We start from the raw sequence: 26,396 nt of genomic DNA, 5'->3' as shown, positions 1-26,396 counted from the left end.
ATTAACCGCGGGACAAATTGACTTTCATCCGCCCTACGCTAGATTATACGGGTACCAAAATCCCCTGATACTCTCATTGAAAGGTCGGCATGCCAGTAACCGCTCAGCAGGCAGAGTTCATTCCACTCGCCATCTACACCGCCGTCGCGGTAGGGCTCATCGCCCTGCTTTTAGCCGCGGCGTACTTCCTCGGCTCCGGCAAGGACTCGGCTGACAAGCACATCCCGTACGAATCGGGCGTCGTCCCCACCGGGGCCGCCCGCCACGCCTCACGCGTTCCCTTCTACCTCATCGCCATCTTTTTCATCGTCTTCGACGTGGAGGGCGCCTTCATCCTGACCTGGGCCACCGCCTGGGACCTTCTGGGCATCCCCGGCCTCGTCCACATCACCGCCTTCATCATCATCCTCATGCTGGGGCTCGTCTGGCTCTGGATCAAGGGTGGCCTTGAATGGGGACCTTCAGCCGTCCGCGAGCGAGGTAAACCTTGACCGAGAGGGCCGACGAAAAAATAACGGAAAACGTCCTCCTCACCAACCTGGACGACCTGATCAACTGGGGGAGGGCGAACTCGCTGTGGCCCATGTTCTTCGGGCTTTCCTGCTGCTTCGTGGAGATGATGGCCTCCTTCACCTCGCGCTACGACGTCTCGCGCTTCGGCGCCGAGGTCCTGCGCGGCACCCCGCGCGAGGCGGACCTCATGGTGATAGCGGGAACCGTCTTCAAGAAGATGGCGCCCAGTATCCTCAGGCTTTACGACCAGATGGCGGAGCCCAAGTGGGTCATCTCCATGGGAAGCTGCGCCAACTCAGGCGGGATGTACGACGTCTACAGCGTCGTGCAGGGGGTGAACCAGATCCTCCCCGTCGATCTCTACATCCCCGGCTGTCCGCCGCGCCCGGAATCCTTCCTGGAAGGGCTCATGCTGCTGCAGCAAAAGATCAGGACCGAGGAGCGCCCGACGCGTCCCGTGCTCCGCATGCAGGGGGGGACGCAGGGAACGGTCGCCCCGATCCTCGTCGACGGCGTCACCAAGTCGCGCGACACCCGCGGCCCCGGCATGGAGGGGACCGCCATCCGCGGCAGCGCCATGCAGCACCCGTACTTCGCGGCGCCCCGCTCCGATGAGCTCTGGCGCCCGAAACAGCCGCGCCTACCCTACCCCGACTTCGGCCTCGAAGGCGAACTGCAGGCAGCTTTCGGCGGCGAGGTGGCCGTCGATACGGCGGCCTGCGACATGCTCACCCTGCGCGCCCCCGCCCGGCTGGTGCCGGAACTCCTCGCGCACCTGAAGAAGCGTGGTTCCGCTCCGTTTCGTCGTCTCGAGGACATCGCCTGCGTCGACGAATCATGCCGGCGCGACCGCGACCGCTTCCGCGACTTCACCGTGAACTACCACCTCACCTGCTTCGACACCCCGGGGAGGATCCGGGTCAAGACCGAACTCGACGGGGCGTACCCGGAGATGCCGAGCGTCACCTCCGTCTTCCCCGCCGCGGACTGGTACGAGCGCGAGGCCTACGACATGTTCGGCATCCGCTTCGCCGGGCACAAAAACCTGACCCGCATCCTCATGCCGCCGGACTGGGAAGGTCATCCGCTCAGGAAGGAGCACCCCTCCCGCGCCACCGAGATGCCCCCATACACCGCCGACGAGGCGCGCCGGCGCAAGGCGCTTCCCGCCAGCGACTTCTTCGACCGCGTCGACGACGAGACCCTCATCCTGAACCTCGGCCCCCAGCACCCTGGGACCCACGGCGTGGTCCGCTTCGTGTTGAAGCTCTCCGGCGAGGAGATCGTCGACATGGACAGCGAGATCGGGTACCACCACCGCGGCGCCGAGAAGATCGGCGAACGCCAGAACTGGCACCAGTACATGCCGTACACGGACCGGGTCGACTACCTGGCCGGGGTGCAGAACAACCTGGCCTACCTGAACTCGGTCGAGAAGCTCTGCGGCATCGAGATCCCCGAGCGCGCGACCTACATCCGCGTCATGCTCTGCGAACTGTTCCGGATCGCGAACCACCTGGTATGGCTCGGGACCTTCGCCGCCGACATCGGCGCCATGACCCCGGTCTTCTATACCTTCACGGACCGCGAGAAGATCTTCGACATCGTCGAGCTGATCACCGGCGGTCGCATGCATCCGGCCTGGTTCAGGATCGGCGGCGTCGCCGACGACCTCCCGCCGGGGTGGCAGGAGAAGGTGCGCGCCTTCCTGGAGTGGTTCCCCCCGCGCCTTGCCGAGTACGAAAAGCTTCTGACCGGCAACCCGATCTTCACCGCGCGCCTCAAGGAGGTCTCCGCGATCACCGTTGCCCAGGCGATGGAATGGGGCCTCAGCGGGCCTATGCTGCGCGCCTGCGGCTTCGACTGGGACCTCAGGAAGAAGATGCCCTACGGCGGCTACGACCGCTTCAAGTTCGACGTCGCCGTCGCCGAGGGTGGCGATTGCTATGCCCGTTACCTCGTGCGCATGGAGGAGATGCGGCAGTCCTTCGCCATCGTGAAGCAGGCGGCCGAGGGGATGCCGGACGGCCGCTGGATTTCCCAGGACTACCGCTACACGCTCCCGCAGAAACGGGACGCGCTGAACGACATAGAGTCTCTGATCCACCACTTCGTGAACGCGACGCGCGGCATGTCGCCCCCCAAGGGGGAGTGCTACGCCCCGATCGAGGCACCCAAGGGTGAGTGCGGCTACTTCGCCGTCTCGGACGGCCTGCACACCGCCTACCGCATGCGGATCAGGACGCCGACCTTCCCGCACATCCAGTCGCTCCCCGTTTTGAGCCGCGGCTGGCTCGTGTCGGACTTTCTCGCCATCCTCGGTTCCATAGACTTCGTGCTGGCGGACCTGGACCGGTAACAACAAGGAGCAGAACTCGGGATGATACCGGAGACACTTAAAAAAGCGCTGGAGGCCAGGGTCGCCTCCGCCATCACCGCGCGGGAGGCCGCGGTGGACGTGATGAAGGAGCTGCAGGCCCATTACGGCTGGCTGACCGACGAGGCGGTCGAGGAGGCGGCAAGCCTTCTCGGGCTCTCGCCGCTGCAGGTCGAAGAGCTCGCCACCTTCTACGAGATGATCTACCGCCGCCCGGTGGGAAAGAAGGTGATCCACGTCTGCGATTCCATCTCCTGCTGGTGCGTCGACTGCGACGGCATCATCGAGCACCTGAAGGAGAAACTCGGCGTCGCCCTCGGCGGGACCACGGCGGACGGGATGTTCACCCTGCTCCCTTGCTGCTGCATGGGGATGTGCGGCGACGGCCCGGCCATGTCGGTCGGCGGCATTCCGTACGGGAAGCTCACTCCCGAGTTGGTGGACGAAATACTTGAGATGGAGCGGCAGAAGATCTAGAAGCACCCTCACCCCGACCCTCTCCCGGAGGGCGAGGAGGTATGAGCCTTCTCCCTCCGGGAGAAGGTGCCCCGAAGGGGCGGATGAGGGCGCTGCCACAGCCGCGCAAGTCACCGTAGGGGCAAACAATCATTCGCCCGACTCCCCTCCAGGTGAGGGCTGGCAGACAGGAACATATGACACTCCCGCTTTTCCGACATAACCGCGCGAACCGCGTGGTCACCTTCGACGAGTACCGCGAGGAAGGTGGCTTCGAGGGGCTCAAGAAGGCCTTCACAGGGATGAGCCCTGCCGAGGTGCAGCAGACCGTGATCGACTCCGGACTGCGCGGCCGCGGCGGCGCCGGTTTCCCGACCGGCCGCAAGTGGTCCTTCGTGCCGCGCGACCTCCCGGGGCCGCGCTGGCTCATCTGCAACTGCGACGAGATGGAGCCGGGCACCTACAAGGACCGGGTGCTCCTCGAGCACAACCCCTACTCGCTGATCGAGGGGATGACGCTTGCCTGCTACGCGCTCGGCGTGCGCCACGCCTTCATCTTCATCCGCAAGGGCTACGAGAAGGCGGCGGCGAACCTCGCGCACGGTATCGAGGAGGCAAAAAAGGCGGGACTCCTGGGGGAGAAGATCCTCGGGACCGAGCACTCCATCGACCTGGACCTGCACCTCTCCGCCGGCCGCTACATCTGCGGCGAGGAGACGGCGCTCATCAACGCCCTCGAGGGGAGACGGCCGAACCCGCGGCAAAAGCCCCCCTTCCCCGCCGTGAAGGGGCTCTGGCAGGGACCGACCGTGGTGAACAACGTGGAGACGCTCGCGAACATCCCGGCCATCATCGCCAACGGGTCTGCCTGGTTCAAGGGACTCGCGCTGAACCCGGAAGGGGCCGGGAGCAAGCTCTTCTGCGTGAGCGGCTCGGTCAAAAACCGCGCATGTGTCGAGCTCCCGATCGGGACCACCCTCGAGGCGGTCCTCGACGCCTGCGGCGGCATGCGCGAAGGGCGGAAGTTCAAGGCCTGCATCCCGGGTGGCGCCTCGACCCAGTTCCTGAAACCTGAGCACATGAAGCTTCCGATGGACTACGACACGGTGGCAAAGGCAGGCTCCCGGCTCGGCTCCGGCGGCGTGATCGTTTTCGACGAAAGCCACTGCCTCGTGGAGGCGACCCTGAACCTGATCACCTTCTTCGCCCGGGAATCCTGCGGCTGGTGCACCCCTTGCCGCGAGGGTCTCCCCTTCGTAAGAGAGATCCTCACCAGGATCGAGAACGGCCGCGGCGAGGAGGACGACATCGCCATCCTGCGCGAGCACGTGAAGTACCTGAATTACACCTTCTGCGCCCTAGCCCCCGGCGCCATGGCCCCACTGGACGGGCTTTTACGCGACTTCGAGGACGAGGTGCGGGAGCATATCGTGAAGAAGAGGTGCCCGCTGAAGTAGCGGTACCTGGAATTCCCGTTCAGCCACTGGAAGCTAAGAGCAAATCCCCCCTGTCCCCCCTTCGCAAAGGGGGGGACTTTTGGGCAGGCTTTCTACTTCGAGGAAACGGACGTTGTCCTCGGAATTTCTGAAGCCTGGCAAAGGGGAGAGAGAAACCACAAAAGAAGAGGACGATGCCCAAACTGATCATCGATGACATACCGGTTGAGGTCGCGCCGGGAACGAGCGTGCTGGAGGCGGCGCGAAGCGTCGGCATCACCATCCCGCACTTCTGCTACCATCCTGCGCTCGCCATCGCCGCGGCCTGCCGGCTCTGCGCCGTCAAACTCCTGGACGGCCCGGTGAAGGGAATCCAGATGTCGTGCGCCCTCCCGGCCCAGGACGGCATGGTGGTCTCGACCACCGACCCCGAAGCGCTCCGGATGCGCCAGTTGGTGATCGAGTGGCTCATGATCAACCACCCGCACGACTGCCCGGTCTGCGACGAGGGGGGCGAGTGCCTCCTGCAGGACTTCACCATCGCCGGGGGGCACAGCCGGCGTCGCTACCAGGGGAAGAAGAGGACCTTCCAGAACCAGTACCTGGGCGAGACGATCCACCACGAGATGAACCGCTGCATCGAGTGCTACCGCTGCGTCAGGTTCTACCAGGATTACGCCGGCGGCACCGATTTCGGTGTGACCGGGAGCGCCGGCCGGGTCTACTTCGGCAGGTTCCAGGAGGGGGCGCTCGAGTCTCCCTTCTCAGGCAACCTGGTCGACATCTGCCCGACCGGGGTGTTCACCGACAAGACCGGACGCTTCCGTGCCCGCTACTGGGACTACCAGTTCGCCCCCTCGGTCTGCCAGCACTGCTCGGTCGGCTGCAACACCGCACCGCAGAACTTCCAGAGGGAGACCATCAAGATCGTGGGACGCCGCAACGACCAGGTGAACGGCTGGTTCATCTGCGACCGCGCCCGTTTCGACAAGGGGTACCTGAACGACCCGCAGCGCCCGCGCGAAGCGCGCCTGGACGGCGCCACCTGCGGCTACGACGTCGCCATCGATGCGGCCGCCAAGGCGATCGGCAAGTTCGTCGCCCAAAACGGTGCCGAAAGCCTCGCCTTCGTCGGCTCCTCAAGGCTCTCCCTGGAGGGGATGATCCTGCTGGCGCAGCTCGCCCGCACCGTCGACGGCGCCAGGCTCTGCTATTTCACTGACGGGGGAGAGCTCACCGGCAGCGCGGCGGCGGCAAGACTCCTAAACGAGAAGAACAGCGCCTACCTGCGCGACATCGAAAAGGCTGAGTGCATCGCGCTCTATGCCCTCGATCTCATGGAGGAAGGCCCCATGCTGGCCCTGGCGGTGCGCAAGGCTTTTCTCGCCGGGGCACAGATCTACCTGGTGGACGGCGATCCGATTCCGGCCAGAGAAAAGCTTCCCTTCACCTTCACCGCGGTAGCCACCCTGGACGAGGTCCCGTTCGAGGGGGGCGGCAGGGGGGTGGTCATCGCAGGCGCCGGGAAGAAGGATGCGGACCTTTTGGACCAGCTCGCGTCCGGGGGAGCCAAGCTCGTGATGCTGCAGCCGGGTCCCAACGCCATGGCGGGAGGGCTCCTCTCCCTGGAATTCGGCGGGCAGGCGTTTTCGGAACTGGCTTCGGCCGGGAAGATAAAGGGTGTGGTCTGCTTCGAAGCCGACCTTCCCGAGGGGCTCATCGTCGACGTCGAGGTGGTGGCCTGTGCCGACTGGCGTACCGGCGCGGCTGCCGCGAAGGCGCCGGTCTTTCTCCCCACCACCACCTGGGTCGAGTCGGACGGCACCGCCATCAACTACGAAGGACGCGCGCAGCGCTTCCAGCGGACCCGGGTGCCGGGACTCCCCTTGAGGGGGCTCGACCCGAAGTACTACGGCTCCACAGCCGACGCGGTCGCCGAGCACCCGCCGCGGGTGCACAGAAAAGAGGTTCCCGGCGGCGCGGAGCGGGACGCCTGGCGCGTCATGGCGCAGCTCATCGAGAGACTGGGGGGACGCACCATCGAGGAGCCCCTCACCGGGAGATGGAGCAAACTGAAGGACCTCGATCCGGAAAGTGAAGGGGTCCGCGTCTTCAACCTGTTGCAGGGCGATCCAAGGACCGACTCATGACGTGGGATACCGTCGACATAGCGCTGATGCTCGGGAAGATCGTCTTCGTCTTCGCCGTCATCCTCACCTACGCAGCCTACCTGGTGCTGGCGGAGCGGCGCATACTCGGCTTTCTCCAGGATCGCATCGGTCCGAACCGCGTCGGCCCCTGGGGCCTCTTGCAGCCGCTGGCCGACGTGATCAAGATGCTCACCAAGGAGGACATGATCCCGAGCGCCGCGGACCGCCTCCTCTTCTCGTTGGCACCGGCCATGGCGGCGCTTCCCGCCATCCTCACCTTCGCCATCATCCCACTGGGTGCGCCGGTCGAGATCATGGGACACAAGGTGACCATGCAGGTCGCCGACCTGAACGTGGGTGTGCTCTACTTCATGGCGCTCTCCTCGGTCGCGGTCTACGGCGTCGCCCTGGGCGGCTGGGCCTCCAACTCGAAGTACGCGCTCCTCGGGAGCATCCGCGGCCTGTCCCAGCTCATCTCCTACGAGCTTTCCATGGGGCTCTCCTTGGTTCCCGTGGTCATGCTGGCCAAGTCGTTGAGCCTCGCCGACATCGTCAACGCCCAGGCGGATATGCCGTTCATCGTGTACCAGCCGCTCGCCTTCGCGATCTTCCTGGTCAGCATCCTGGCCGAGTGCCGCCGCATCCCCTTCGACCTCCCCGAGGCGGAAGGGGAGCTGGTCGCCGGGTTTCATACCGAGTATTCCGGTATGCGCTTCGGGCTCTTCTTCGTCGGGGAGTACATCAACATCATCTCTCTGGGCTCGCTCGCCTCGCTCTTCTTCCTGGGCGGATGGCGCGGCCCGCTACTGCCGCCGATCCTCTGGTTCTTCATCAAGGTCGGATTGTTCTCGTTCCTGTTCATCTGGGTCAGGGGAACCCTGCCCCGCCTTCGCTACGACCAGCTCATGCATCTGGGCTGGAAGTTCCTGACACCGCTAGCTCTTCTCAATATTCTGGTCACCGGTTGGTGGCTGGCTTTACGATAGGGGGCGTTGTACTGGGCAATGCATTCAACAAAGGAGGAACTGCGATGACGACAACAGTGGAAGTCGAGTTGGGGGCAGGGTTTACAGCACAGGTGGATGCGGTGGACAAAAACGGCCACACCGCACTCATGGACGCGGCAAAGGCCGGCAATCTGACGGAGGTGAGCGAGCTTTTGGAGCGCGGCGCCAGCATCACCGCCAGAAGCGACAAGGGAAAGACCCCGCTGCATTTCGCGGCGGCGCACGGCAGGGCCGACGTGGTACGCCTGCTGCTGCAAAAGGGGGCCGAGGTCGATGCCCGCGACCGTGACGGCCACACGCCTCTCATGCTGGCAGCCAACTACGGCTGCACCCAGACCAGCCAGCTGCTGGTCGACAGCGGCGCCGACCCCATGGCGCTGTCATACTCCGGAACCACCGCCCTGGCCTACGCAGAGAACAACCGTCACAAACAGACCCTCGAAGTCTTGCTGAAGGCACTACGGCCCAACTAACACCTCCTTCCGGCAGACAGCCCCGCGCTGTCTGCCGGGCCCCGGCCGCCTCTCCGAGCGCGGCGAACCCTGCCGAAGTTTGAAAAGCCGGCAGGCAACTTTCGGCAACAACAACATCGGGAACAGATGTCCATACTGACCGACATAAAAGAGATCTTTACCGGCCTTTCCATCACCCTGCGCCACATCTTCAGGAAGCCGGTCACGGTGCAGTTCCCCGAGGAGCGTCGGCCCATGCCCGAGCGCTTCCGCGGCAGCATCGTCCTGACCCGCGATCCCGACGGCGCCGAGCGCTGCGTCGCCTGCTATCTGTGCTCCGGGGCTTGCCCCGTCGACTGCATATCGATGGCGGCGGCCGAAGGCGAGAACGGCAGGCGTTACGCCGCCTGGTTCCGCATCAACTTCTCGCGCTGCATCCTGTGCGGCCTGTGCGCCGAGGCGTGCCCGACGCTCGCCATCCAGATGTCGCCCGAGATGTTCAACTGCAGGCGCCAGGTGATCGACATGGTGTACGAGAAGGAAGATCTGCTGATCGACGGGACAGGAAAGGACCCCGACTACAATTTCTACCGCCATGCCGGTATCGGCGTGGTGCAGCCGCGCGGTAGCGGCGACGGCGAGCAGGCCCCCTTCGACCCGAGGAGCCTGATGCCGTAGGGGGATCAAGCCTCCCTCTCCCCTTGGGAGAGGGGCGGGGTGAGGGCGCTGCATTAGGCGAGATCTTACTTCGTGGCAACGCCCTCACCCGGCCTTCGGCCACCCTCTCCCGGGGGGAGAGGGAATCTGGATACTTTGGAGAGAGATGGAAGCGATCATTTTCTACATACTGGCGGCGATACTGCTGATCGGAACGCTCTGCGCCATCACTGCGCGGCAGGCGGTGCGGGCCATCGTCTACCTGGTGGTTTCGTTCTTCGCGCTGGCCTTGATGTTCTACCTCCTGGGTGCACCGCTCATCGCCGCCTTCGAGGTCATCATCTACGCGGGCGCCATCATGGTGCTCTTCCTGTTCGTCATCATGATGCTGGAGCTGGAATCCCCCGAGAAGCTGCCCAAACCGCGCCTCTCCGACTGGTGGCCGGCCCTCGCCCTGGTGGTCGTGGTGGTGGGCGCGCTGGCTGTGCTGCTTCTCTCCCACGTGCGGGCGGTACCCCCCGGCTTCACCGATATCCCGGTGCGCCAGTTCGCCTACACGCTCTTCAAACAGTACGGGGTCGCCGTGGAGATCGTCTCCATGCAGCTCCTCTTCGCCCTGGTGGGCGCGCTGTACCTCGGGAGGCGCAAATGAGCGTACCGCTGTCGCACATCCTGATCGTCGCCTCGCTCATGTTCGCCATGGGGCTTGGCTGCGTGGTCGCCTGGCGCGCCAACGTGATCATGATGCTCATCGGGATCGAGATCATGCTGAACGCCGTCATGCTAACCTTCGTCGGGGGCTCTGCGCACTGGGGCATCGCCGACGGACAGCTCTTTTCGCTGATGCTCATGGCGCTCACCTCGGCCGAGGTGTCGCTTGCGCTCGCCATGGTCGTCTACCTGCACCGGCGCAAGCAGACGGTCAACACGGACCGGTTCGATTCGATGAAGGGATAATGATGCTCGCAACTTACCTGACATTGATGCTCCTCTTCCCGCTTCTTGGCGGGCTCACCTGCGCCGTCGCCGGGAGGAAACTGCCGCGCGTGCTGGTGGAGAGCCTCGCCTGCGCCGCCGTCTTCGGGAGCTTCGTCTGTGCGCTCCTCACCGCCCTCTCCTACACGGCGCCGACCGTGGTCACGCTGGCCGATTGGTTCGCTGCTTTCGACCTCGTCATCCCGATATCGCTCTACCTCGACCCCCTTTCGCTCTCGCTTTCCGTGATGATCGGCTTCGTGTGCGGCCTGATCCACCTCTACTCCGTCTTCTACATGCGCGAGGACGAGGACTACGCGCGCTACTTCGCCCTGCTGAACCTCTTCGTCTTCGCCATGCTGACCCTGGTTCTCGCCGAGAGCCTGCCGCTTCTCTACCTCGGCTGGGAGGGTGTCGGCTTCTGTTCGTACCTCCTGATCGGCTTCTGGTACCGGGACACGAACAACGCCGACGCGGGGAGAAAGGCGTTCATCACCACGAGGATCGGCGACACCGCCTTCATGATCGCGCTCGCCTGGCTCTTCCAGCTTTTCGGGACCCTTTCGGTGACCAAGCTGAACGGCATGGGCTTCCTGATGCCGGTCTCCGTACTCACCCTCCTCGGCATCCTTTTCCTCATCGCCGCCATGGGCAAGTCTGCCCAGGTCCCGCTCATGGTCTGGCTTCCGGACGCGATGGCCGGTCCCACGCCGGTCTCAGCCATGATCCACGCCGCCACCATGGTCACCGCCGGTGTCTATCTCCTGGCGCGCATGTACCCGCTCATTGCAGCCTCGCAGGCAGCGCTTGCCGCCATCGCCGTGACCGGCGCGGTCACAGCCTTCTACGGCGCCACCTGCGCCCTTGCGCAGCGCGACCTCAAACGGGTGCTCGCCTATTCCACCATCAGCCAGATCGGCTACATGATGCTCGGCGTCGGCGCGGAAGCGGTCACCGCGGCGACCTTCCACCTGCTGGTGCACGCCTTCTTCAAGGCGCTCCTCTTCCTCGGCGCCGGCTGCGTCATCGCCGCCATGCACCACGAACAGGACATCTTCAAGATGGGCGGGCTCAGGCGGACGCTGCCGCTCACCTTCTGGAACTTCCTCGCCGGCGCCGCTTGCCTAGCCGGCCTGCCGCTCACCGGCGGCTTCTTCAGCAAGGACGGCATCCTCATGGCGGTCTGGCACAAGGGGGGGGCGCTCTACCAGTCCCTGTACTTTTTGGGACTCCTGACCGCACTCATCACCGCCTTCTACAGTTTCCGTCTCGTCTTCCTGGTCTTCGGGGGGGGCAACGGGCACGTGCACCGCACTTCCGGCCTCGGCGTGATGCAGGCGGTGCTCATCCCCCTGGCCATACTCGGACTCTTCGGCGGCGTGCTGAACCTGCCGGGATACATGGGCGAGGGGCTCCTCACCCGCCTCTTCGCCGCGATCCCAGGCGGCGGCGCCGTTGAGGCGACGCACGAGCAGGAGATCGTCATGCAGGCGGTGGCCGGGGCGCTCGCACTCGCGGGACTCGCGGCGGCGTGGCTGCGCTACGGCAAGGGACGCGCGCACCGGATGCAGGAGGCGCAGTCGCCTCCCTCACCGCTCATCTCGTTCCTCGCCAACGGCTGGTATTTCGATGCACTGTACAACGTCCTTTTCGTCCGCCCCTACCGCGCCCTCGCCGGGATCCTGTGGGAGCGCATGGACGAAGGGATCATCGACGACTCGCTGGACGGCCTGGGCGAGGGGATCGGCTCGGTCGGACGAAGGCTCGGGCGCTGGAGCACCGGGCGCGTCGCCGTCTACCTGATCAGTTTCGCCGCCGGGGGAGCCCTCATCCTGGGCTACCTCGCGTGGCTCGTGCTGTAACGCAACCGGCGCAGACGCGCCAACGGGACCTCTGATGACATCTCTCATCCCGATACTTTCGCTGCTTATCTTCCTCCCGCTGGTGGGGGCGCTGCTCGTTTTTGCCGTTCGGCAAAGCGGGGCTGCCGCGCGCCTGCTCGCGCTCGCCTTCGGCTTGGCCGAGTTCGTCCTCGCCTGCGCCCCGCTCGCCCTCGATCGTCAGGCGGCGCATTTCGGCGCACCCGCAGGGTTCTTCCTGTACCAGGACCACGGCTGGATCGACCGTTTCGGCATCCGTTTCACCCTCGGGATGGACGGCATCAGCCTCGTCATGGTCCTCCTTACCGCCTTCATCACCATCGTCGCCGTTATCGCCTCCTGGAATGTGAAGGAGCGCCAGGGGCTCTACCTGTCACTGCTCCTCGCCCTGCAGGGGGCGGTGCAAGGGCTTTTCCTGAGCCTCGACCTCTTCCTCTTCTACCTTTTCTGGGAAGCGATGCTGATCCCGATGCTTTTCCTGATCGGCGTCTGGGGAACCGGCAGGCCGGTCTACTCGACCATCAAGTTCTTCCTCTACACCTTCGTCGGCTCGCTGCTCATGCTGCTGGCCATCATCGCGCTCTACCTGATGCACGGCGCCCAGACCGGTAGCTACACCTTCGCGCTGCCGGCGCTGATGCACACGACCGTCCCGTACCAACTGGGCCTCTGGCTTTTCGGCGCGTTCCTGCTCTCGTTCGCCATCAAGTTCCCGCTTTTCCCGCTCCACACCTGGCAGCCCGATGCATACTGCGACGCCCCCGTCGCCGGTACGCTGATGCTCGCGAGCCTACTCTCGAAGACCGCCGCCTACGGCCTCATCCGCATCGCCTATCCGCTTTTCCCCGAGGCCTCCCGCGCCCTCACGCCGCTCATCTACGTGGTTGCCGTGATCGGCATCTGCTACTTCGCCTGGGTCGCCTTCGCGCAGCGTGACATGAAGCGGATGCTCGCCTACTCGAGCGTGAGCCACATGGGATTCGTCGCGCTCGGGATCGCCGCGTGGAGCCCGGTGGCGGTTTCCGGAGCGCTCATGCAGATGGTGAACCACGCCATCACCACCGGTGCGCTGTTCGTCGTGGTCGGCATGCTCGACGAGCGTGCGGAGAGCCGCGACCTTTCCGACTTCGGCGGCGTATGGGGCAAGGTCCCCGTGCTCGCCTTCTTCTTCCTCGTCTTCAACATGGCGTCCGCCGGGGTGCCGGGGTTGAACAACTTCGTTAGTGAACTGATCGTCCTGGTAGGTGTCTTCAAGGTTGCCCCCGCCGCCGCACTGGGTGCGTTTCTGGGGAGCGTCCTGACGCTCATCTACACGGTGCGCCTGGTGCAGGAGGTGCTTTTCGGGAAGGAGAGCAAGCCGACGGTTCTCGCGGAGGTATCGCTTAGGGAAGGAAGCGTGCTGGTGCTGCTGGCCGTGGTGGTGGTGTATCTTGGCGTGCACCCCGGGCCGGTGCTGGACCTCTTCAAAGCGCCTTTGGAGCTTCTGCTGAATAAGTAACCCGGAATACAGAGAGCACGGAAGTCGTTCCTCTGAAACCTCTGTGTTTAGCTTTTGGAGCATTTAGAATGACCCTTACCGAACTTTACTGCCTCATGCCGATTGTGATCACGGGCTGCGCTGCGCTTTTCGTGCTGCTGTGCGGACCGCTGCTTCTTTCCTCGAGCCTTACCGCCATCGGAGTCACCGCTTCTGCTGCCGCCGGGATCTGGGCTGCCTTCACGGCGCCGGCACCGATCCAGTGCATCCCGGGGCTCGCCTTCACGCCGCTTGCCCAACTGCTGATCCCCCTTTTCAGCTTCGCCGCCGCGCTGACCCTGCTCCTCTCTCACGGCTACAACGAGCGTCGCATCCTCAAGGGAGAGGAATATCCCGCAACCGTCCTCTTCGCGCTTTTCGCCATGTGCGTGCTCCCCTGCGCCACCAACATGCTGATCCTCTTCCTTGCGCTGGAGTCGGTCTCCTTCGCCTTCTACATCTTAGTCAGCATGGACCTCAACCGCGCCGAATCGGGAGAGGCCGGGCTAAAGTACCTCCTGATGGGTGCCGTGGCTGCCGCCTTCACCGCCTTTGGCTTCGCCCTCATCTTCACGGGTAGCGGAACCCTCGCGCTTTCCGCAGCACTTGCGCGCCCCGAGAACAGGGCCATCATCTCCGCCGGGTGGGGTGTCCTCATCCTCGGCATGGCCTTCAAGCTCTCGCTGGTCCCCGCCCATCTCTGGACGCCCGACGTCTACCAGGGCGCACCGTCACCCGTCGCCGCCTTCCTCTCCACGAGCTCGAAGGTCGCCGCCGCGGCTCTGCTTCTCATCCTGCTCGGCCACTTCCCCCCGATGACCGAACTGCGCGTCCCGCTTGCCGCCCTCTCCGTTCTTTCCATGGTGCTCGGAAACCTCGCCGCGCTCAGGCAGACCAACATCAAGCGGATGCTCGCCTACTCCTCCGTCGCCCACATGGGATACCTGGCTCTCGCGCTACTGACCGGCTCCCGGGACGGCTATGCGGCGGTGCTTCTTTACGGCGCCATCTACACGGCAATGAACCTGGCCGCCTTCGGCGCCATCTCTTCGCTTTCCTTCGAAGAGGAGCGCGAGCAGCTCACCGATTTCACCGGAATCGGCTTCAGCACCCCGGTCCGTGGCGGCGTACTCGCCCTCGCCATGATCTCGCTGGCCGGCATCCCTCCGACGGCAGGCTTCATCGGAAAGTTCTTCATCTTCTATTCGGCCCTCAAAGGGGGCATCGTCCCGCTCGCAGTCGTGGGCATCCTGAGCGCTGCGGCTTCCGCCTATTTCTATCTCAGGGTGGTCGCGCAACTCTACATGCATCGCACCGAGGCCCCTGCTCCCAAGCCGGTAGGTTTCGCCGAGGGGCTCGCCCTTTGCGCCGCTTCAGCCGCCATTCTCGTCATCGGCGTCTATCCCGGACCGCTCCTGGAAATGGTGGAAACCGCCTTGCGCTAGATCGATCCGTTCGCCCCCTGTCAGCGCCGAACGCCCCTCCCCCTCCGTGGGCGGGGACGCCACGCGACTCACTCTTAAGCTGGTCACAACTGAGATACATAAAAGCCCCGCTGGTCCTGTTACCGGCGGGGCTTTATTGTTCAACAAGGGAGGGCACTGTCAGTTGAGACTGTCCCGGAAGGAGTTCAGGTACTGCAGATCGAAGGAACCGTCCATCTCGCCGTACATGATCTCCAAGGCGCTCTCCTTGGAAAGCGCTTGGCGATAGGACCTCGTCGTGGTGAGAGCGCTGAAGACGTCTGCGATCGCCGTTATCTTGGAACTCCGCGCGATGTCGTAGCTGGAAAGGCCGTCGGGATAGCCGCTGCCGTTCTCCTTTTCATGGTGATGCTTGACGATGCCCAAGGCCACCGGTGTGAAGATATCGAGGTCCTTCAGGGTGCTGAAACCGTACACTGGGTGCTTTTTTACCTCCTGAAACTCGCTCGCGGTCAGCCTCCCCGGCTTGTCCAGCAACTCCTTCGGAACGTAGACCTTCCCGTAGTCGTGGAAGAGCGACCCCATCCCGACGTCCATGAGCTCGTCGCTACTCAGCTCGAACATCCTGACATGCAAGGCTATTGAGTAAGTCGCAACCTGTACTGAGTGAACATAGGTGTAGGTGTTGTGGTCGACCAGACTGCTGAGTGCCGGCATGACACCGTTCGACTTCATCACGTCATCCAATATATGCTGGATCAAATTCCTGCAACGCTCCACGTTTTGCCTGATTGCGATCGCGGGGCTGTCGAATATCTCCTGAACGTAGTTGACCGAAGCCTGATACAGCATCGCCTGCTTGACCTCCGGCTCCAGGTTCTCGTCGTTCAGAGCCGCCGCGAGGTTGGCTTCTACGTACTGGTTGAAGATGGACATCTCGGCTGATTTCACGTAGAGGTGCGTCACGTTGTTATCCAGCAGCCGCTCCTTATCCCACTGTGTGAAGGAGAGATCCGGATTCTTGTAGAGCACGTGGTTATCACCGTGCTTGATGAACAGCGACACGCCCGGCAAAGTTTCGGGGACCAAGGATTCCAGCTGGATCATCCTGTACATGCCGACCTCCTGAAGAGTTCTGTCCGGCTCCCGGTTCAGCACCTGTCACAGTCCGACCACTTACAATGTATTAGAAATCACAAATATCGTAGTCTATCATGTCTTTTCGCAATTGCCGCCCGTAGCCCCCTTCCGCGCCGGCACCTCACAAAGAAAAAGGGGGAGAAGCTTGCGCCCCTCCCCCTTCAACACTCCACTATGTGCTACCCCTTACCAGGTCTCCTCCGGTTCGCCCCAAAGGTTGAAGGCGATGTCATCCAGAAGCTCGGCGATCCCCTCGCCGGTCGCGGCCGAAATCGGGAAGACCCTGATGCCGCGCTCCTCGAAGTAAGGGAGCACCTTCTCCAGGTTTTCCCGGACGTGCGGCAGGTCGATCTTGTTGATCACCACGGTCTGCCGCTTCTCGGCGAGCTCCGGGTTGAAGAGCGCGAGCTCGCGGTTGATCGCCTCGTACTCGGCGATGGGGTCACGGTCGGGCATCCAGGAGAGGTCGAGCAGGTGCAGCAACTGCCCGGTACGCTCCAGGTGCTTGAGGAAGCGGTGACCGAGACCGGCCCCCTCGCTTGCCCCCTCGATGAGACCCGGGATGTCGGCCATGACGAAGGTGCGGTAGTTCTTGTATTTCACCACGCCCAGGTTCGGCTTCAACGTGGTGAAGTGGTACTCGGCGATCTTCGGGCGCGCCGCGGAGATCTTGCTGATGAGCGAGGACTTCCCGACGCTCGGCATCCCCAGAAGGCCCACGTCCGCCATGAGCTTCAGCTCAAGCCGGATCCAGCGCTCCTCTCCCGGCTCGCCGGGCTGCGCGAACTTCGGCGCCTTGTGCGTCGCGGTCTTGAAGCGGGCGTTCCCCTGGCCGCCGCGCCCCCCTTTGAGGAGCACGATCGAGGAATCCGACTCGGTCAGGTCGGCGAGCGTTTCACCGGTCTCCGCGTCCTTGATCACGGTACCACGAGGCACAAGGATCTCTTTGGCCTCGCCGTTGGCGCCGTGCCGGTCGCTCCCCATGCCGTTTTTCCCGCGGCCTGCCTTCTGATGCGGGTGCTGGCGCAGGTCGAGCAGCGTCGCAAGATGCGGCGATACCTTGACCACCACGTCGCCACCCTTGCCGCCGTCGCCGCCGTCCGGGCCGCCCAGCGGGATGAACTTCTCGCGCCGGAAGGAAACGCACCCTGCGCCGCCGTCGCCGGACTTCACGTAAATTTTTACTTCATCAATAAAACTCATTAAGATTTTTCCTGTGCAAACGGCAAAAGCCCGGACCTTGCGGCTCCGGGCTTTCACACTTTCGTCTTGCTGCGCTGGCTAGTTGGCCGGGTAAACGGAGACCTTCTTGCGGTCCTTACCCATGCGCTCGAACTTCACCACGCCCTCGATCAGGGCAAACAGCGTGTAATCCTTGCCGAGACCCACGTTGTTGCCCGGGTGGATCTTGGTGCCCCGCTGACGGTAGATGATGTTCCCAGCCTTGACGGCCTCGCCGCCGAACTTCTTGCAACCAAGCCTTTGGCCGTCGGAGTCGCGACCGTTCCTGGAACTACCGACGCCTTTCTTGTGTGCCATTTTCTGCTCCTTCTGCCGGTAGCGGCCCTGATTCTAAAATCGCGGCTGCCGCACCGCCGTTTAAAATATTACCTAGGCGTTGATCTTCTCAATCTTGAGGATAGTCCTGAGTTGACGGTGCCCGTTAAGTTTCCTGGAGTTTTTCCGGCGCTTGGACTTGAAGACCAGAATCTTCTTGTCTTTGCCCTGCTCGACGATTTTGCCGACTACAGAGGCGCTGGGCACTAAAGGTGTTCCGATAACAACCTTATCGCCGCCAACCATCAGGATTTCGGAGAACTCGACGGTATCGCCTACCGCACCCTCCAGTTTTTCGACTTTCAGAAAGTCGCCTTCGGAAACTTTATATTGCTTCCCTCCGGTTTTGACTACTGCGTACATGAACTTCACCACCTTTACTCTGGATTTACAATTGAGCGGTCAAACTTATCTTGAAAAGTCTTTTGAGTCAACATTTTTTTGTGACATGGGCGTTTTTTCTGTGAGGGAAGCACAGACTACCCGAGATCAACGAATACCTCGTCACCGCGAATCTCTACGGGATAGACCGTAAGAGGACACTCCGGATGTTCTGGGCAGATGCCGGTCTCCAGGTCGAAGCGGTAGCCGTGACGCTGGCACGAGAGCTTGCCGGCTTCCTTGACCAGCGCACCCTGCAGCGGCGCCCCCTGATGCGGGCACTCATGCTCGCAGGCGTAGACCTTCCCCTTCGTCTTCACCAGGAGAACCTTCTCCCCCCCCACCTCAACCAGTTTCTTGCCGAACTCGGGAATCTCGGAAACTTTCGCTGCGAATACCATGGAAATGCCTCCTTACCTTTTAGTTCAAACAGCCCTTTTACCGGACATGGAATAAGCGAGTACGGCCAGCCCCGCGAAGAGCAGCGGGATCCCGGCCAGTGCCTTAGGGGTGAGTCGCTCGCCCAAGAACAGTATTCCAAGGAGCGCCGCCATAAGCGGCTCTGCGAGCGAAAGGGTTACCGCCGAGGCGACCGGCACACTGCGCAGCCCCATGGCGAACAGACAATAGGAAACCGCGGTGACCACCACGCCGAGGTAGAGCACGACGCCTATCCCCCGCGGCTGCGCGACCCAATGGAGGTCCACCATGAAGAGGACGGGGGCCAGGAGCAGGGCGCCCAGGCAGAAGACCACCGCCATTACCGCCTCGGAGGTCCGGCCGGGGAGGAGCACCTTGATGGCCATGGTGTAGCAGGCGTAGGAAGTGCCTGCGCCGAGAGCGAGGAGGACGCCCACCACATCTATGGCGACCCCGCCTCCGCCGGTGACCAGGAGGCTGCAACCGGCCAAGGCGAGCACGGTGGCGATCCCCCACGCACGTCCCGGGCGTTCTCCCCTGACGACGAAGCCGAGGATGCCGGCGATGACCGGCGAACTTCCGATGGCGACCAGGGTGCCGACGGCCACGCCGGTCCTGCTCACGGCGGTGAAGAAGGTGAGTTGGTAAATGGCAACGAAACCGCCCGCAGCCAGCGTGCCCCAGAAGGGCCAACGCCCTTTGCCGAGGCCGCCTTTCAGGACGGCGAGCAGCATGAGCGCCGCCCCCCCGACCAGCAGGCGCAATGCGCCGACGCTCCAAGGGCTGACACCTTCCGGCGCCAGGGCCTGCGAAGTGCCGGAGGTCCCCCAAAGGGTGGCGGCAGCAAGGACGAGCAGGGCCCCGCCGGCATTGCGTGCGGCCGGCGCTGCGACTACCGTGGTTTTTTCTGCCTGGTTGTCCATTGTCGCAGTGCCCTCTGAGATCTTGTACCAATCAGTCAGACGGTCCGACCAGTGGGACAAGCCAGACAAGTCGGACGGGTTGTGGCCTCGCGTCTAGCTGTGCTCGCGGGTGGCGTGGAAGGTGAGGTCCTTCCAGTTATCCATGGTGTTGTCCAGGCGCCACTGGCTCCCGGCCAGGTAGGCGAGGTTCCCTTCTCCGTCCAGGTAGAGGCTCATCGCCTCCTTCTTCTGGAAATCATCGAGCTTCTTCCGGTCGCCGGTGACCCAGCGGGCGGTGACGTAGGAGACCGGCTCGTAGGTCGCCTTGACGCCGTACTCGTGCTCGAGGCGGTGCATGACCACGTCGAACTGCAGCATACCCACCGCGCCCACGATCCAGTCGGCGCCCATCAGGGGACGGAAGACCTGGGTGGTCCCCTCCTCGGCCAGCTGCACGAGCCCTTTCTCCAGGGACTTCGACTTGAGCGGGTTCAGAATGCGCACCTTCCGGAAGTGCTCCGGCGCGAAGTTCGGGATCCCCGTGTACTTCAGCTCCTCGCCCTGCGTGAAGGTGTCGCCGATCTTGATGGTGCCGTGGTTATGGATGCCGATGATGTCGCCCGCATACGCCTCGTCGACGTTGGTGCGGTCCTGGGCCATGAAGATGGTCGCGTTGGAGATCTGTACCTCGCGGCCAAGACGCAGGTGCTTCACCTTCATGCCGCGCACGAACTTGCCGGAGCAGATGCGGAAGAAGGCGATGCGGTCGCGGTGTGCCGGGTCCATGTTCGCCTGGATCTTGAAAGTGAACCCGGTGAAGGGCTCCTCGTAGGGGGACACGGTGCGGGTGGTCGCTTCGCGCGGCAAGGGGGACGGAGCGTTCTCGACGAAGGAGTCGAGCAGTTGCTGCACGCCGAAGGTGTTGATGGCGGAGCCGAAGAAGACCGGGGTCTGCTTGCCGGCGAGGTACGCCTCGGCATCGAACGGGTGCGCCGCCCCTTCGAGGAGCTCCACGTCGTTACGCAACTCCTCCACCTGGCTTCCCAAAAGCTCGTCGAGGAGCGGGTCTTCCAGCCCCTTCACCGTGATCACCTCGCCGACGCCGCGATCCGCCTCCGGATCGTAGAAGGTGATCTCCTTGGTGTAGAGGTGGTAGGTGCCGCGGAAGCGTTTTCCCATCCCGATCGGCCAGGTCATGGGGGCGCACTGGATCTTCAAGGTGCTCTCGATGTCGTCGAGCAGGTCGAGCGGTTCGCGCCCCTCGCGGTCCAGCTTGTTGATGAAGGTCATGATCGGGGTGTTGCGCAGTCGGCAGACCTCGAGGAGTTTCTTCGTCTGGCTCTCGACACCTTTCACGGAGTCGATGACCATGAGCACCGAGTCGACCGCGGTCAGGGTGCGGTAGGTGTCCTCGGAAAAGTCGTTGTGGCCGGGGGTGTCCAGGAGGTTGATCTCGAAGTCGCGGTAGGTGAACTTCATGACCGAAGAAGTGACCGAAATACCACGCTGTTTTTCCATCTCCATCCAGTCGCTCGTGGCATGCCGTGCCGACTTTCTCGCCCGGACCTCGCCCGCCTGCTGGATGGCACCGCCGAATAGCAACAGCTTCTCGGTTATGGTAGTCTTACCGGCGTCCGGGTGACTGATAATGGCGAAGGTGCGCCGCTTCTCTATCTCTTGTTCGTTGTACCGTATCAACTTGAACTCCCGTTAAAATTCTCTGGACAAACGAAAGGCGAAGAGGGTATCTTCGCCAAGCGTTACAAATCGGCATAATTGCACAGCAAGCGCCTAAAGAGCAATAACTTTTTTCGGGTGGAACCGACCATGAACGACAACTACCAGAGGTTGCAACTAGCCGACGAGCAGCGTGACCGCACCGAGATCCTCGCGACCCTGGCCGCCATACGCTCCGGGAAGCTCAAAAACGACCTCAGGCTCCTCAACTTCTACCGTGAAGTCCCGGTAAGCTACGGTGCGGAAGTCCTCACCATCGAAGAAAACGACGCCGAACTGCTGGTGCACCAGGTGCAGGCCGTTGTCATAGCCCAGGAAAAACTCACCGTGTTGAAGAGCAGCCATTTCCGCAGGGATGTGGTCGCCTCGGTAACCTACGTCAACGTCGAGAAATCGCGTGTCATACTGTCCAATCCCGGTTACACGCTGGTCCGCGCCGACCGCCGCATGTCGGTGCGCGTGCAGCTTGGGGTGACCATCAAGGCCTGGTTCTCCGCGCCCGAACTCGAGGCGACGGTGCGCGGCAAGCTGCACGACATGTCGCTTACCGGCATGACGATGGATGTCGAACGCAACCCGGGGCTCCCCCTGAGCCAGAAAGGGGAACTCTCCATCGCCCTTCCTACCGGTACCATCGTGATCGCGGCATCACTGCTGAAGGTCATCGACAGGGACGGCACCTGCCGTCTCGTCTTCGAAATAGCGCCGACGCGTTCCGAGGAACTCAACATATCGCAGTACATATTCCAGCGCCAGGTGGAGATCATCAAGGAGCTCAAGGATCACCCCGGCGTCACCACCTGACTCCATGTTTTTTGACAGTCACTGCCACCTGGATGATCCGCAACTCCGCCCCCGCCTGGACACGCTCATACCGGAGGCGGAGCACGCCGGTGTGACCGCCTTCCTGGTCCCGGGCGTTGCCCCGGAAGGGTGGCCGGACATCGAAGCCGTCGCCCTCCGCTACCGCCAGGCCCTCCCAGCCTATGGCGTGCACCCCATGCACGCCGACCGGCTCACCCCCGCAACCCTCTCGGAACTCAGACGCTACGCTCAATGCGCCACGGCCATCGGCGAAATAGGGCTCGACTACCTGCTCCCTTCCCCATCCCGCGAAGTGCAACAGGAGGCCTTCCGGGCTCAATTGGAGATCGCCAGGGAAGCGGGGCTTCCCGTACTGCTGCACTGCCGCCGGGCTTTCGACGACCTGATCGCCATAATAAGGGAAGCGGGCATCCACGCCTTCGGCGGCGTCATGCATTCTTTTTCCGGCAGCCCGGAAACGGCAAGAACCTGCCTGCGGCTCGGGCTGCACATCTCCCTCTCCGGCACCGTAACCTATCTGAACGCCAGACGACCGGTCGACGTCGCAGCCGCCGTTCCCCTTGAACGATTACTGCTTGAAACCGACGCGCCGGACCTCCCGCCGGAGCCCTTTCGCGGGGAGGTGAACGTTCCCGCCCATCTCCTGGCGACGGCGCTGCGGGTTGCGCAGATCCGCGACATCCCGGTCGAGGAACTCGCCCGCATCACCTCCGATAACGCGAGGCGGCTCTTCAAGCTCGACCCCTCCCTGCGCCCCCAAACCAGACATTAGGCCGTATTCACTCGTTTTTTCGGGCATTTGACCTCCCCAGACGCTTCGATATACTCTTTGCCAAGCAATCCCACTGAAGCCTACGGAGGTGCAGCCATGTTCAAGGAGTACACACTGCAGGAAGCATTGAAGCTGGCGATCAAGACCGAGAAGGAGAGCATGGACTTCTACCGGCGCGCGGCTTCGGTGAGCAAGGACGAACGGTCGAAAAAGGTATTCGACCTTTTGGCCAGCGAAGAGGTCAATCACCTGAGGGCCTTCTTCGATTACTACCGCGGCGGCGACCTCGGCGACATCGACACCTACCTCGCCTCGCCGCCGGATAAGCAATCGGCGACCCACCTCGCCCTGGAGCAGGCGATCGCGGCGGACAGCCACGAGCAGAAGGCGCTGGAGATAGCACTCAAGGAGGAAAAGGCCTGTATCGACTTCTACACCATTCTGGTGAAGGACGTGGTCGACCCGCTGGTGCGCAAGGTGTTCGAAACGGTGATCAAGGAGACCCAGGGGCACTACGACATGATCGAGGACGAGTACATGCGCGTCATGACCATGGTGCACAGCTCGGATCAGAACATCTATGTGAGGGAGTAGGAAAAGGCGCCCGAAGGGCGCCGGTCACCTGGGCACCGGCACCGGCCGAGGGAGCGGCATACCGTGGACCTGGTGGACCTGGTGGACGTTAATGGACCTGATGGACGCTGCAAGTGCAATAAAAAGAAAGCCTCCGCACCTTTTGGTGCGGAGGCTTTTGTTTTTCGCCGGCTCTGAGCTGCTCTGGCTGCTGCTTCTAGGCCACGTACTGGGCGTAGTACCCTTTCACCTTCGCCAGGTACCCCCTCGTCTCGCGGGGGAGGCTCTCGGTGCCGTGACGGTCCACATTGCCGGGGCCCCAGTTGTAGGCGGCCAGGGCCTCATCCACGTTGCCGTTGTAGCGCTGCAGCATGTCCTTCAAAAAGCGGGTCCCGGCCATGACGTTCTGCTCGGGGTCGAAGGGGTCGGTGACACCCAGCCCGCGCGCGGTGGCCGGCATCAGCTGCATGAGCCCCTGCGCACCGGCTGAACTCACGGCCCGCGGGTTGAAGCCGCTCTCGGCCTTGATCACGGCGCGGATCAGCCCGCTGTCGACGCCGTAACGCCTGCTCGCCTTCTCTATGATTGCATCCGTGCCGCTGTCCGAACCGGCAACCGGTACCTCCGGCAGACGCCCGGCCGCGAAATTCGACTGCTGCGCCTGGAAGGCCGCCTCGGGACCATGGCCGACGACAGGCTCTCCGCCCCCGGCCGCCGCACTCCCGGATGGGAGCTGCTCGAGGAAACGGTTCAACAACCCCTGCACGTTCTCGGAACGCGACGGCGCCGTAGGCGCATCAGCATCACGGCCGATATCGAGGGCGGAACTCAGCATCTTGAGGCGCAGCACTTCGGCCGCCGCTTCCGGCGTCACCTCGCCTCCGGACGTTTTCGATGCCAGCATCTCCTCAAACGGAACAGCCGCACCCGTATTCCCGGACGCGGCTATCCCCTTCTTGGTTGCTTCGACGCCGCCAGGCGCCGTGGTTACCGGATTTATCGACATCAGACCCCCTGTTACGGGGAAACCGGATGCTCCCCGTAGACCAGTTTTTTCTTCTTCAGCTTCTCTATCAGCGTGGTCCGCTTCAGGTTCAAAAGCTCGGCGGCTTCCTTCTTGTTGCCGCCGCTGCGCTCCAGAGCCTGCAGGATCAGCCGGTTTTCGAACTCCTCGACGGCGCTGTTCAGGCAGAAACCGTCGTCGGGGAGGTTGATCATGTGCTCGCCGTGCACCGCCGGGGTGCTGCGGCCGCCTCGGTACTTCTCGGGAAGGTCGTGGATGTTGATCACCCCGCTCCCCTTGATGATCACCAGGCGCTCGACCAGGTTCTCCAGTTCACGGACGTTGCCGGGCCAGTCGTAGCTCCCCAGTATCTCCAGGACCTGCTTGTCAAAACCCTGTACCTTGCGCTGCTTGCTCCTGTTGAACTTCTCCAGGAAGCTGTTCAAAAGCAGTGGAACGTCGGCGCCGCGCTCCCGTAACGGGGGGAGCATGATCGGAATCACCGAGAGGCGGTAATAAAGATCCTCGCGGAACTCCTTCGACGCCACCATGTGATCCAGGTTCTGGTTGGTGGCAGCGATGATCCTCACGTCCACCTTTTTCGACCTGGTGGAGCCAACCGGCTCCAGCTCCCGGCTTTGCAGCACGCGCAGCAGCTTCACCTGCAGGTTCGCCTTCATGTCCCCGATCTCGTCCAGGAACAGGGTCCCCTTGTCGGCCATCTCGAAACGGCCGACGCGAGTGGCGACGGCACCGGTGAAGGAGCCCTTCACGTGGCCGAAGAGCTCACTCTCCAGAAGCTCGTCGGGAATGGCCGCACAGTTGAGGGCGACGAAGTTTTTCTCAGAGCGGTTGGAGAGGTCATGGATGGCTCGCGCCACCAACTCCTTCCCGGTCCCCGACTCACCCTGGATCAGCACGGTGGAATCGGAGGTGGCGACCTTCTCGATCATCTCGAAGAGCGAGAGCATCTTCTCGCTTTCCCCGATGATGTTGTTGAGAAGCGCCCTGTTCTTTATGCAAGGCTTGGACCGGAAGCTCTTGCTCTGCAGCGCCTGGTGCTCGAGACCGCGCTTGACGTGCGTCTCCAACTCCTCGAGATTGAAGGGCTTTTCAAGATAGAAAAAAGCCCCCGCCTTCAGGAGATTGGCCGTCATCTCGTTATTGGCGAAGGCGCTGTAGGCTATGGTGACGATCTCCGGACGGAGCGATTTCAGCTGCCGGATGAACTCCAGTCCGTTCACCCGCGGCATCATGATGTCCGTGATGACCATCTGCACGTCGTGCGTTTCTATCTTCTGCAGGGCGTCCTGCCCATCAAAGGCCTGGTAAACCTGGTACCCCTTGTAGCTCAGGAAAGCGGCTACGAAGTCCCTGGTTTTCTTATCGTCGTCTGCTATCAGTATTTTCGGCGTTTCCATCATTTCCCCGGATTTCGTTAAAGTTGCCTCGAAATAAGCCGATACAAAAACGGTCCGATCGAAACTATAGCGAGTTCTCCCCCCAATGTCAATTAAATGACTTGCCCGGGAAGTCAGCCATGTCAATTTTTTGCTTACCGGGGTGTCGGAGCGGCAACGCCCGGGGTTCGACCCGCTCGGGACGGGCCTTTGTCGGAGAAGCCGCTTGAATTCGTTAGAGAAAAAAAATATTCAACCTTTATCCGGCATGGCCGAATAGCACAGTATGGCGGGCGCCCGCGCCCGTAGAGATTTCAGCGCAGAGGGAGGGTCCATGGAGACCGCACTCACTAAGGTAAAGAGCGAAGAGTACGGGGGCGAGCTGATCCAACTGGTGAGCTTCAACCTCGAGAAGGAAGAGTACGGCATCAACGTCCTGATGGTGCGTGAGATCATCCGGATGCTCAACATCACCCGCGTCCCCAACACGCCGCACTACGTGGAAGGGGTCATCAACCTGCGCGGCAAGGTCATTCCAATCATCAACCTGCGCAAGAAGTTCGACCTCATGGAGAACGACTACGACAAGCGCACCCGCATCATGGTGATGGAGGTGGTGGGCGAGCTGATGGGCTTCATCGTGGACGAGGTCTCCGAGGTGATCCGCATCTCGGAAAAAGAGATTCAGCCTCCTCCCCCTGTCGTTTCCAGCGGCATCGAGCAGGAATGCATGGCCGGCGTCATCAACCAGGCTAACCGGCTCCTCGTCCTGCTCGACCTGGAGAAGATGTTCACCGCCGACGAGAGGCGGCTGTTCAGCAACGTAGGATAAGGCACCAACAG

Annotated in this window: 26 protein-coding genes; 17 read left to right on the top strand and 9 right to left on the bottom strand. The window is 62.8% G+C overall.

All coding sequences use genetic code 11. The annotated features are described in order from the left end of the window. Positions 1-89 precede the first annotated feature (89 nt). The 13 genes from D6Z24_RS03865 to D6Z24_RS03805 all read left to right on the top strand — a co-directional run bounded on the left by D6Z24_RS03865 (position 90) and on the right by D6Z24_RS03805 (position 14,864). Positions 90-491, top strand: coding sequence for an NADH-quinone oxidoreductase subunit A (locus D6Z24_RS03865; protein WP_129125209.1), 402 nt, complete (start codon positions 90-92; stop codon positions 489-491). Continuing rightward, positions 488-2,872 (top strand): NADH-quinone oxidoreductase subunit B/C/D, encoded by a 2,385-nt coding sequence (locus D6Z24_RS03860; protein ID WP_129125208.1) that lies wholly within the window; start codon positions 488-490, stop codon positions 2,870-2,872. The genes D6Z24_RS03865 and D6Z24_RS03860 overlap by 4 nt, the downstream gene beginning before the upstream one ends. A 21-nt stretch (positions 2,873-2,893) precedes the next feature. Further along, the gene (gene nuoE / locus D6Z24_RS03855) at positions 2,894-3,367 is read left to right on the top strand and encodes an NADH-quinone oxidoreductase subunit NuoE (RefSeq protein ID WP_129125207.1); all 474 of its coding nucleotides are present in this window, start codon (positions 2,894-2,896) and stop codon (positions 3,365-3,367) included. A gap of 176 nt (positions 3,368-3,543) precedes the next feature. Then, positions 3,544-4,803 (top strand): complex I 51 kDa subunit family protein, encoded by a 1,260-nt coding sequence (locus tag D6Z24_RS03850; RefSeq protein WP_129125206.1) that lies wholly within the window; start codon positions 3,544-3,546, stop codon positions 4,801-4,803. 173 nt (positions 4,804-4,976) lie between these two features. Next, a complete protein-coding gene (locus tag D6Z24_RS03845) occupies positions 4,977-6,932 on the top strand; it encodes a 2Fe-2S iron-sulfur cluster-binding protein (RefSeq protein WP_129125205.1) in 1,956 nt (651 codons plus the stop codon). Continuing rightward, positions 6,929-7,918 (top strand): NADH-quinone oxidoreductase subunit NuoH, encoded by a 990-nt coding sequence (gene nuoH / locus D6Z24_RS03840; protein ID WP_129125204.1) that lies wholly within the window; start codon positions 6,929-6,931, stop codon positions 7,916-7,918. The genes D6Z24_RS03845 and nuoH overlap by 4 nt, the downstream gene beginning before the upstream one ends. Before the next feature lie 44 nt (positions 7,919-7,962). After that, the gene (locus tag D6Z24_RS03835) at positions 7,963-8,412 is read left to right on the top strand and encodes an ankyrin repeat domain-containing protein (RefSeq protein WP_129125203.1); all 450 of its coding nucleotides are present in this window, start codon (positions 7,963-7,965) and stop codon (positions 8,410-8,412) included. Between the two features lie 126 nt (positions 8,413-8,538). Further along, entirely contained in the window at positions 8,539-9,069 is a 531-nt protein-coding gene (gene nuoI, locus D6Z24_RS03830) for an NADH-quinone oxidoreductase subunit NuoI (RefSeq protein ID WP_129125202.1), read from the top strand. A gap of 145 nt (positions 9,070-9,214) precedes the next feature. Continuing rightward, entirely contained in the window at positions 9,215-9,700 is a 486-nt protein-coding gene (locus D6Z24_RS03825; protein WP_129125201.1) for an NADH-quinone oxidoreductase subunit J family protein, read from the top strand. Continuing rightward, positions 9,697-10,005, top strand: coding sequence for an NADH-quinone oxidoreductase subunit NuoK (nuoK, locus tag D6Z24_RS03820; RefSeq protein ID WP_129125200.1), 309 nt, complete (start codon positions 9,697-9,699; stop codon positions 10,003-10,005). The genes D6Z24_RS03825 and nuoK overlap by 4 nt, the downstream gene beginning before the upstream one ends. Positions 10,006-10,007: 2 nt before the next feature. Further along, positions 10,008-11,885, top strand: coding sequence for an NADH-quinone oxidoreductase subunit L (nuoL, locus tag D6Z24_RS03815; protein ID WP_129125423.1), 1,878 nt, complete (start codon positions 10,008-10,010; stop codon positions 11,883-11,885). Between the two features lie 34 nt (positions 11,886-11,919). Then, complete coding sequence (locus D6Z24_RS03810) at positions 11,920-13,401, top strand: complex I subunit 4 family protein (protein WP_129125199.1); 1,482 nt, start codon at positions 11,920-11,922, stop codon at positions 13,399-13,401. 68 nt (positions 13,402-13,469) lie between these two features. After that, a complete protein-coding gene (locus tag D6Z24_RS03805; RefSeq protein ID WP_129125198.1) occupies positions 13,470-14,864 on the top strand; it encodes an NADH-quinone oxidoreductase subunit N in 1,395 nt (464 codons plus the stop codon). Positions 14,865-15,023: 159 nt separating this feature from the next. Here D6Z24_RS03805 and D6Z24_RS03800 read toward each other — a convergent pair whose 3' ends face one another. The 7 genes from D6Z24_RS03800 to D6Z24_RS03770 form a co-directional block, all read right to left on the bottom strand. Then, complete coding sequence (locus D6Z24_RS03800) at positions 15,024-15,959, bottom strand: HD-GYP domain-containing protein (protein WP_129125197.1); 936 nt, start codon at positions 15,957-15,959, stop codon at positions 15,024-15,026. 210 nt (positions 15,960-16,169) lie between these two features. After that, positions 16,170-17,186 (bottom strand): GTPase ObgE, encoded by a 1,017-nt coding sequence (obgE, locus tag D6Z24_RS03795; RefSeq protein ID WP_129125196.1) that lies wholly within the window; start codon positions 17,184-17,186, stop codon positions 16,170-16,172. A gap of 78 nt (positions 17,187-17,264) precedes the next feature. Further along, the gene (gene rpmA, locus D6Z24_RS03790; RefSeq protein ID WP_129125195.1) at positions 17,265-17,522 is read right to left on the bottom strand and encodes a 50S ribosomal protein L27; all 258 of its coding nucleotides are present in this window, start codon (positions 17,520-17,522) and stop codon (positions 17,265-17,267) included. Between the two features lie 72 nt (positions 17,523-17,594). Continuing rightward, complete coding sequence (gene rplU, locus D6Z24_RS03785; RefSeq protein WP_129125194.1) at positions 17,595-17,903, bottom strand: 50S ribosomal protein L21; 309 nt, start codon at positions 17,901-17,903, stop codon at positions 17,595-17,597. Between the two features lie 116 nt (positions 17,904-18,019). Then, positions 18,020-18,322: a Rieske (2Fe-2S) protein gene (locus tag D6Z24_RS03780; protein ID WP_129125193.1), complete on the bottom strand. Its 303-nt coding sequence runs from the start codon at positions 18,320-18,322 to the stop codon at positions 18,020-18,022. Positions 18,323-18,346: 24 nt separating this feature from the next. Further along, positions 18,347-19,264, bottom strand: coding sequence for a DMT family transporter (locus D6Z24_RS03775; RefSeq protein ID WP_129125192.1), 918 nt, complete (start codon positions 19,262-19,264; stop codon positions 18,347-18,349). 93 nt (positions 19,265-19,357) lie between these two features. Further along, positions 19,358-20,941: a peptide chain release factor 3 gene (locus D6Z24_RS03770; protein ID WP_162605065.1), complete on the bottom strand. Its 1,584-nt coding sequence runs from the start codon at positions 20,939-20,941 to the stop codon at positions 19,358-19,360. Positions 20,942-21,070: 129 nt separating this feature from the next. Here D6Z24_RS03770 and D6Z24_RS03765 point away from each other — a divergent pair, with 129 nt between their 5' ends. From D6Z24_RS03765 to D6Z24_RS03755, 3 genes are all read left to right on the top strand, one after another. Beyond that, on the top strand, positions 21,071-21,784 hold the full coding sequence (locus D6Z24_RS03765; RefSeq protein WP_129125191.1) for a PilZ domain-containing protein: 714 nt from the start codon (positions 21,071-21,073) through the stop codon (positions 21,782-21,784). 4 nt (positions 21,785-21,788) lie between these two features. Next, positions 21,789-22,577 (top strand): TatD family hydrolase, encoded by a 789-nt coding sequence (locus tag D6Z24_RS03760; RefSeq protein WP_129125190.1) that lies wholly within the window; start codon positions 21,789-21,791, stop codon positions 22,575-22,577. 96 nt (positions 22,578-22,673) lie between these two features. Further along, on the top strand, positions 22,674-23,171 hold the full coding sequence (locus D6Z24_RS03755; protein ID WP_129125189.1) for a ferritin-like domain-containing protein: 498 nt from the start codon (positions 22,674-22,676) through the stop codon (positions 23,169-23,171). Positions 23,172-23,367: 196 nt separating this feature from the next. Here the strand turns inward: D6Z24_RS03755 and D6Z24_RS03750 are convergent, their stop codons facing one another. After that, positions 23,368-24,156, bottom strand: a complete 789-nt coding sequence (locus D6Z24_RS03750; RefSeq protein WP_129125188.1) for a lytic transglycosylase domain-containing protein — start codon at positions 24,154-24,156, stop codon at positions 23,368-23,370. Between the two features lie 11 nt (positions 24,157-24,167). Beyond that, positions 24,168-25,574 (bottom strand): sigma-54-dependent transcriptional regulator, encoded by a 1,407-nt coding sequence (locus tag D6Z24_RS03745; RefSeq protein ID WP_129125187.1) that lies wholly within the window; start codon positions 25,572-25,574, stop codon positions 24,168-24,170. 313 nt (positions 25,575-25,887) lie between these two features. On the opposite strand from D6Z24_RS03745, the gene D6Z24_RS03740 reads away from it, so the two are divergent. Beyond that, positions 25,888-26,385, top strand: a complete 498-nt coding sequence (locus tag D6Z24_RS03740; RefSeq protein WP_129125186.1) for a chemotaxis protein CheW — start codon at positions 25,888-25,890, stop codon at positions 26,383-26,385. The last annotated feature ends 11 nt before the right edge of the window (positions 26,386-26,396 follow it).

The sequence above is a fragment of the Geomonas oryzae genome (assembly GCF_004117875.1).
Taxonomy (GTDB): Bacteria; Desulfobacterota; Desulfuromonadia; order Geobacterales; family Geobacteraceae; genus Geomonas; species Geomonas oryzae.
The sequence above is the reverse complement of the archived record's forward strand: the minus strand, read 5'-3'. Positions and strand labels throughout refer to the sequence as shown.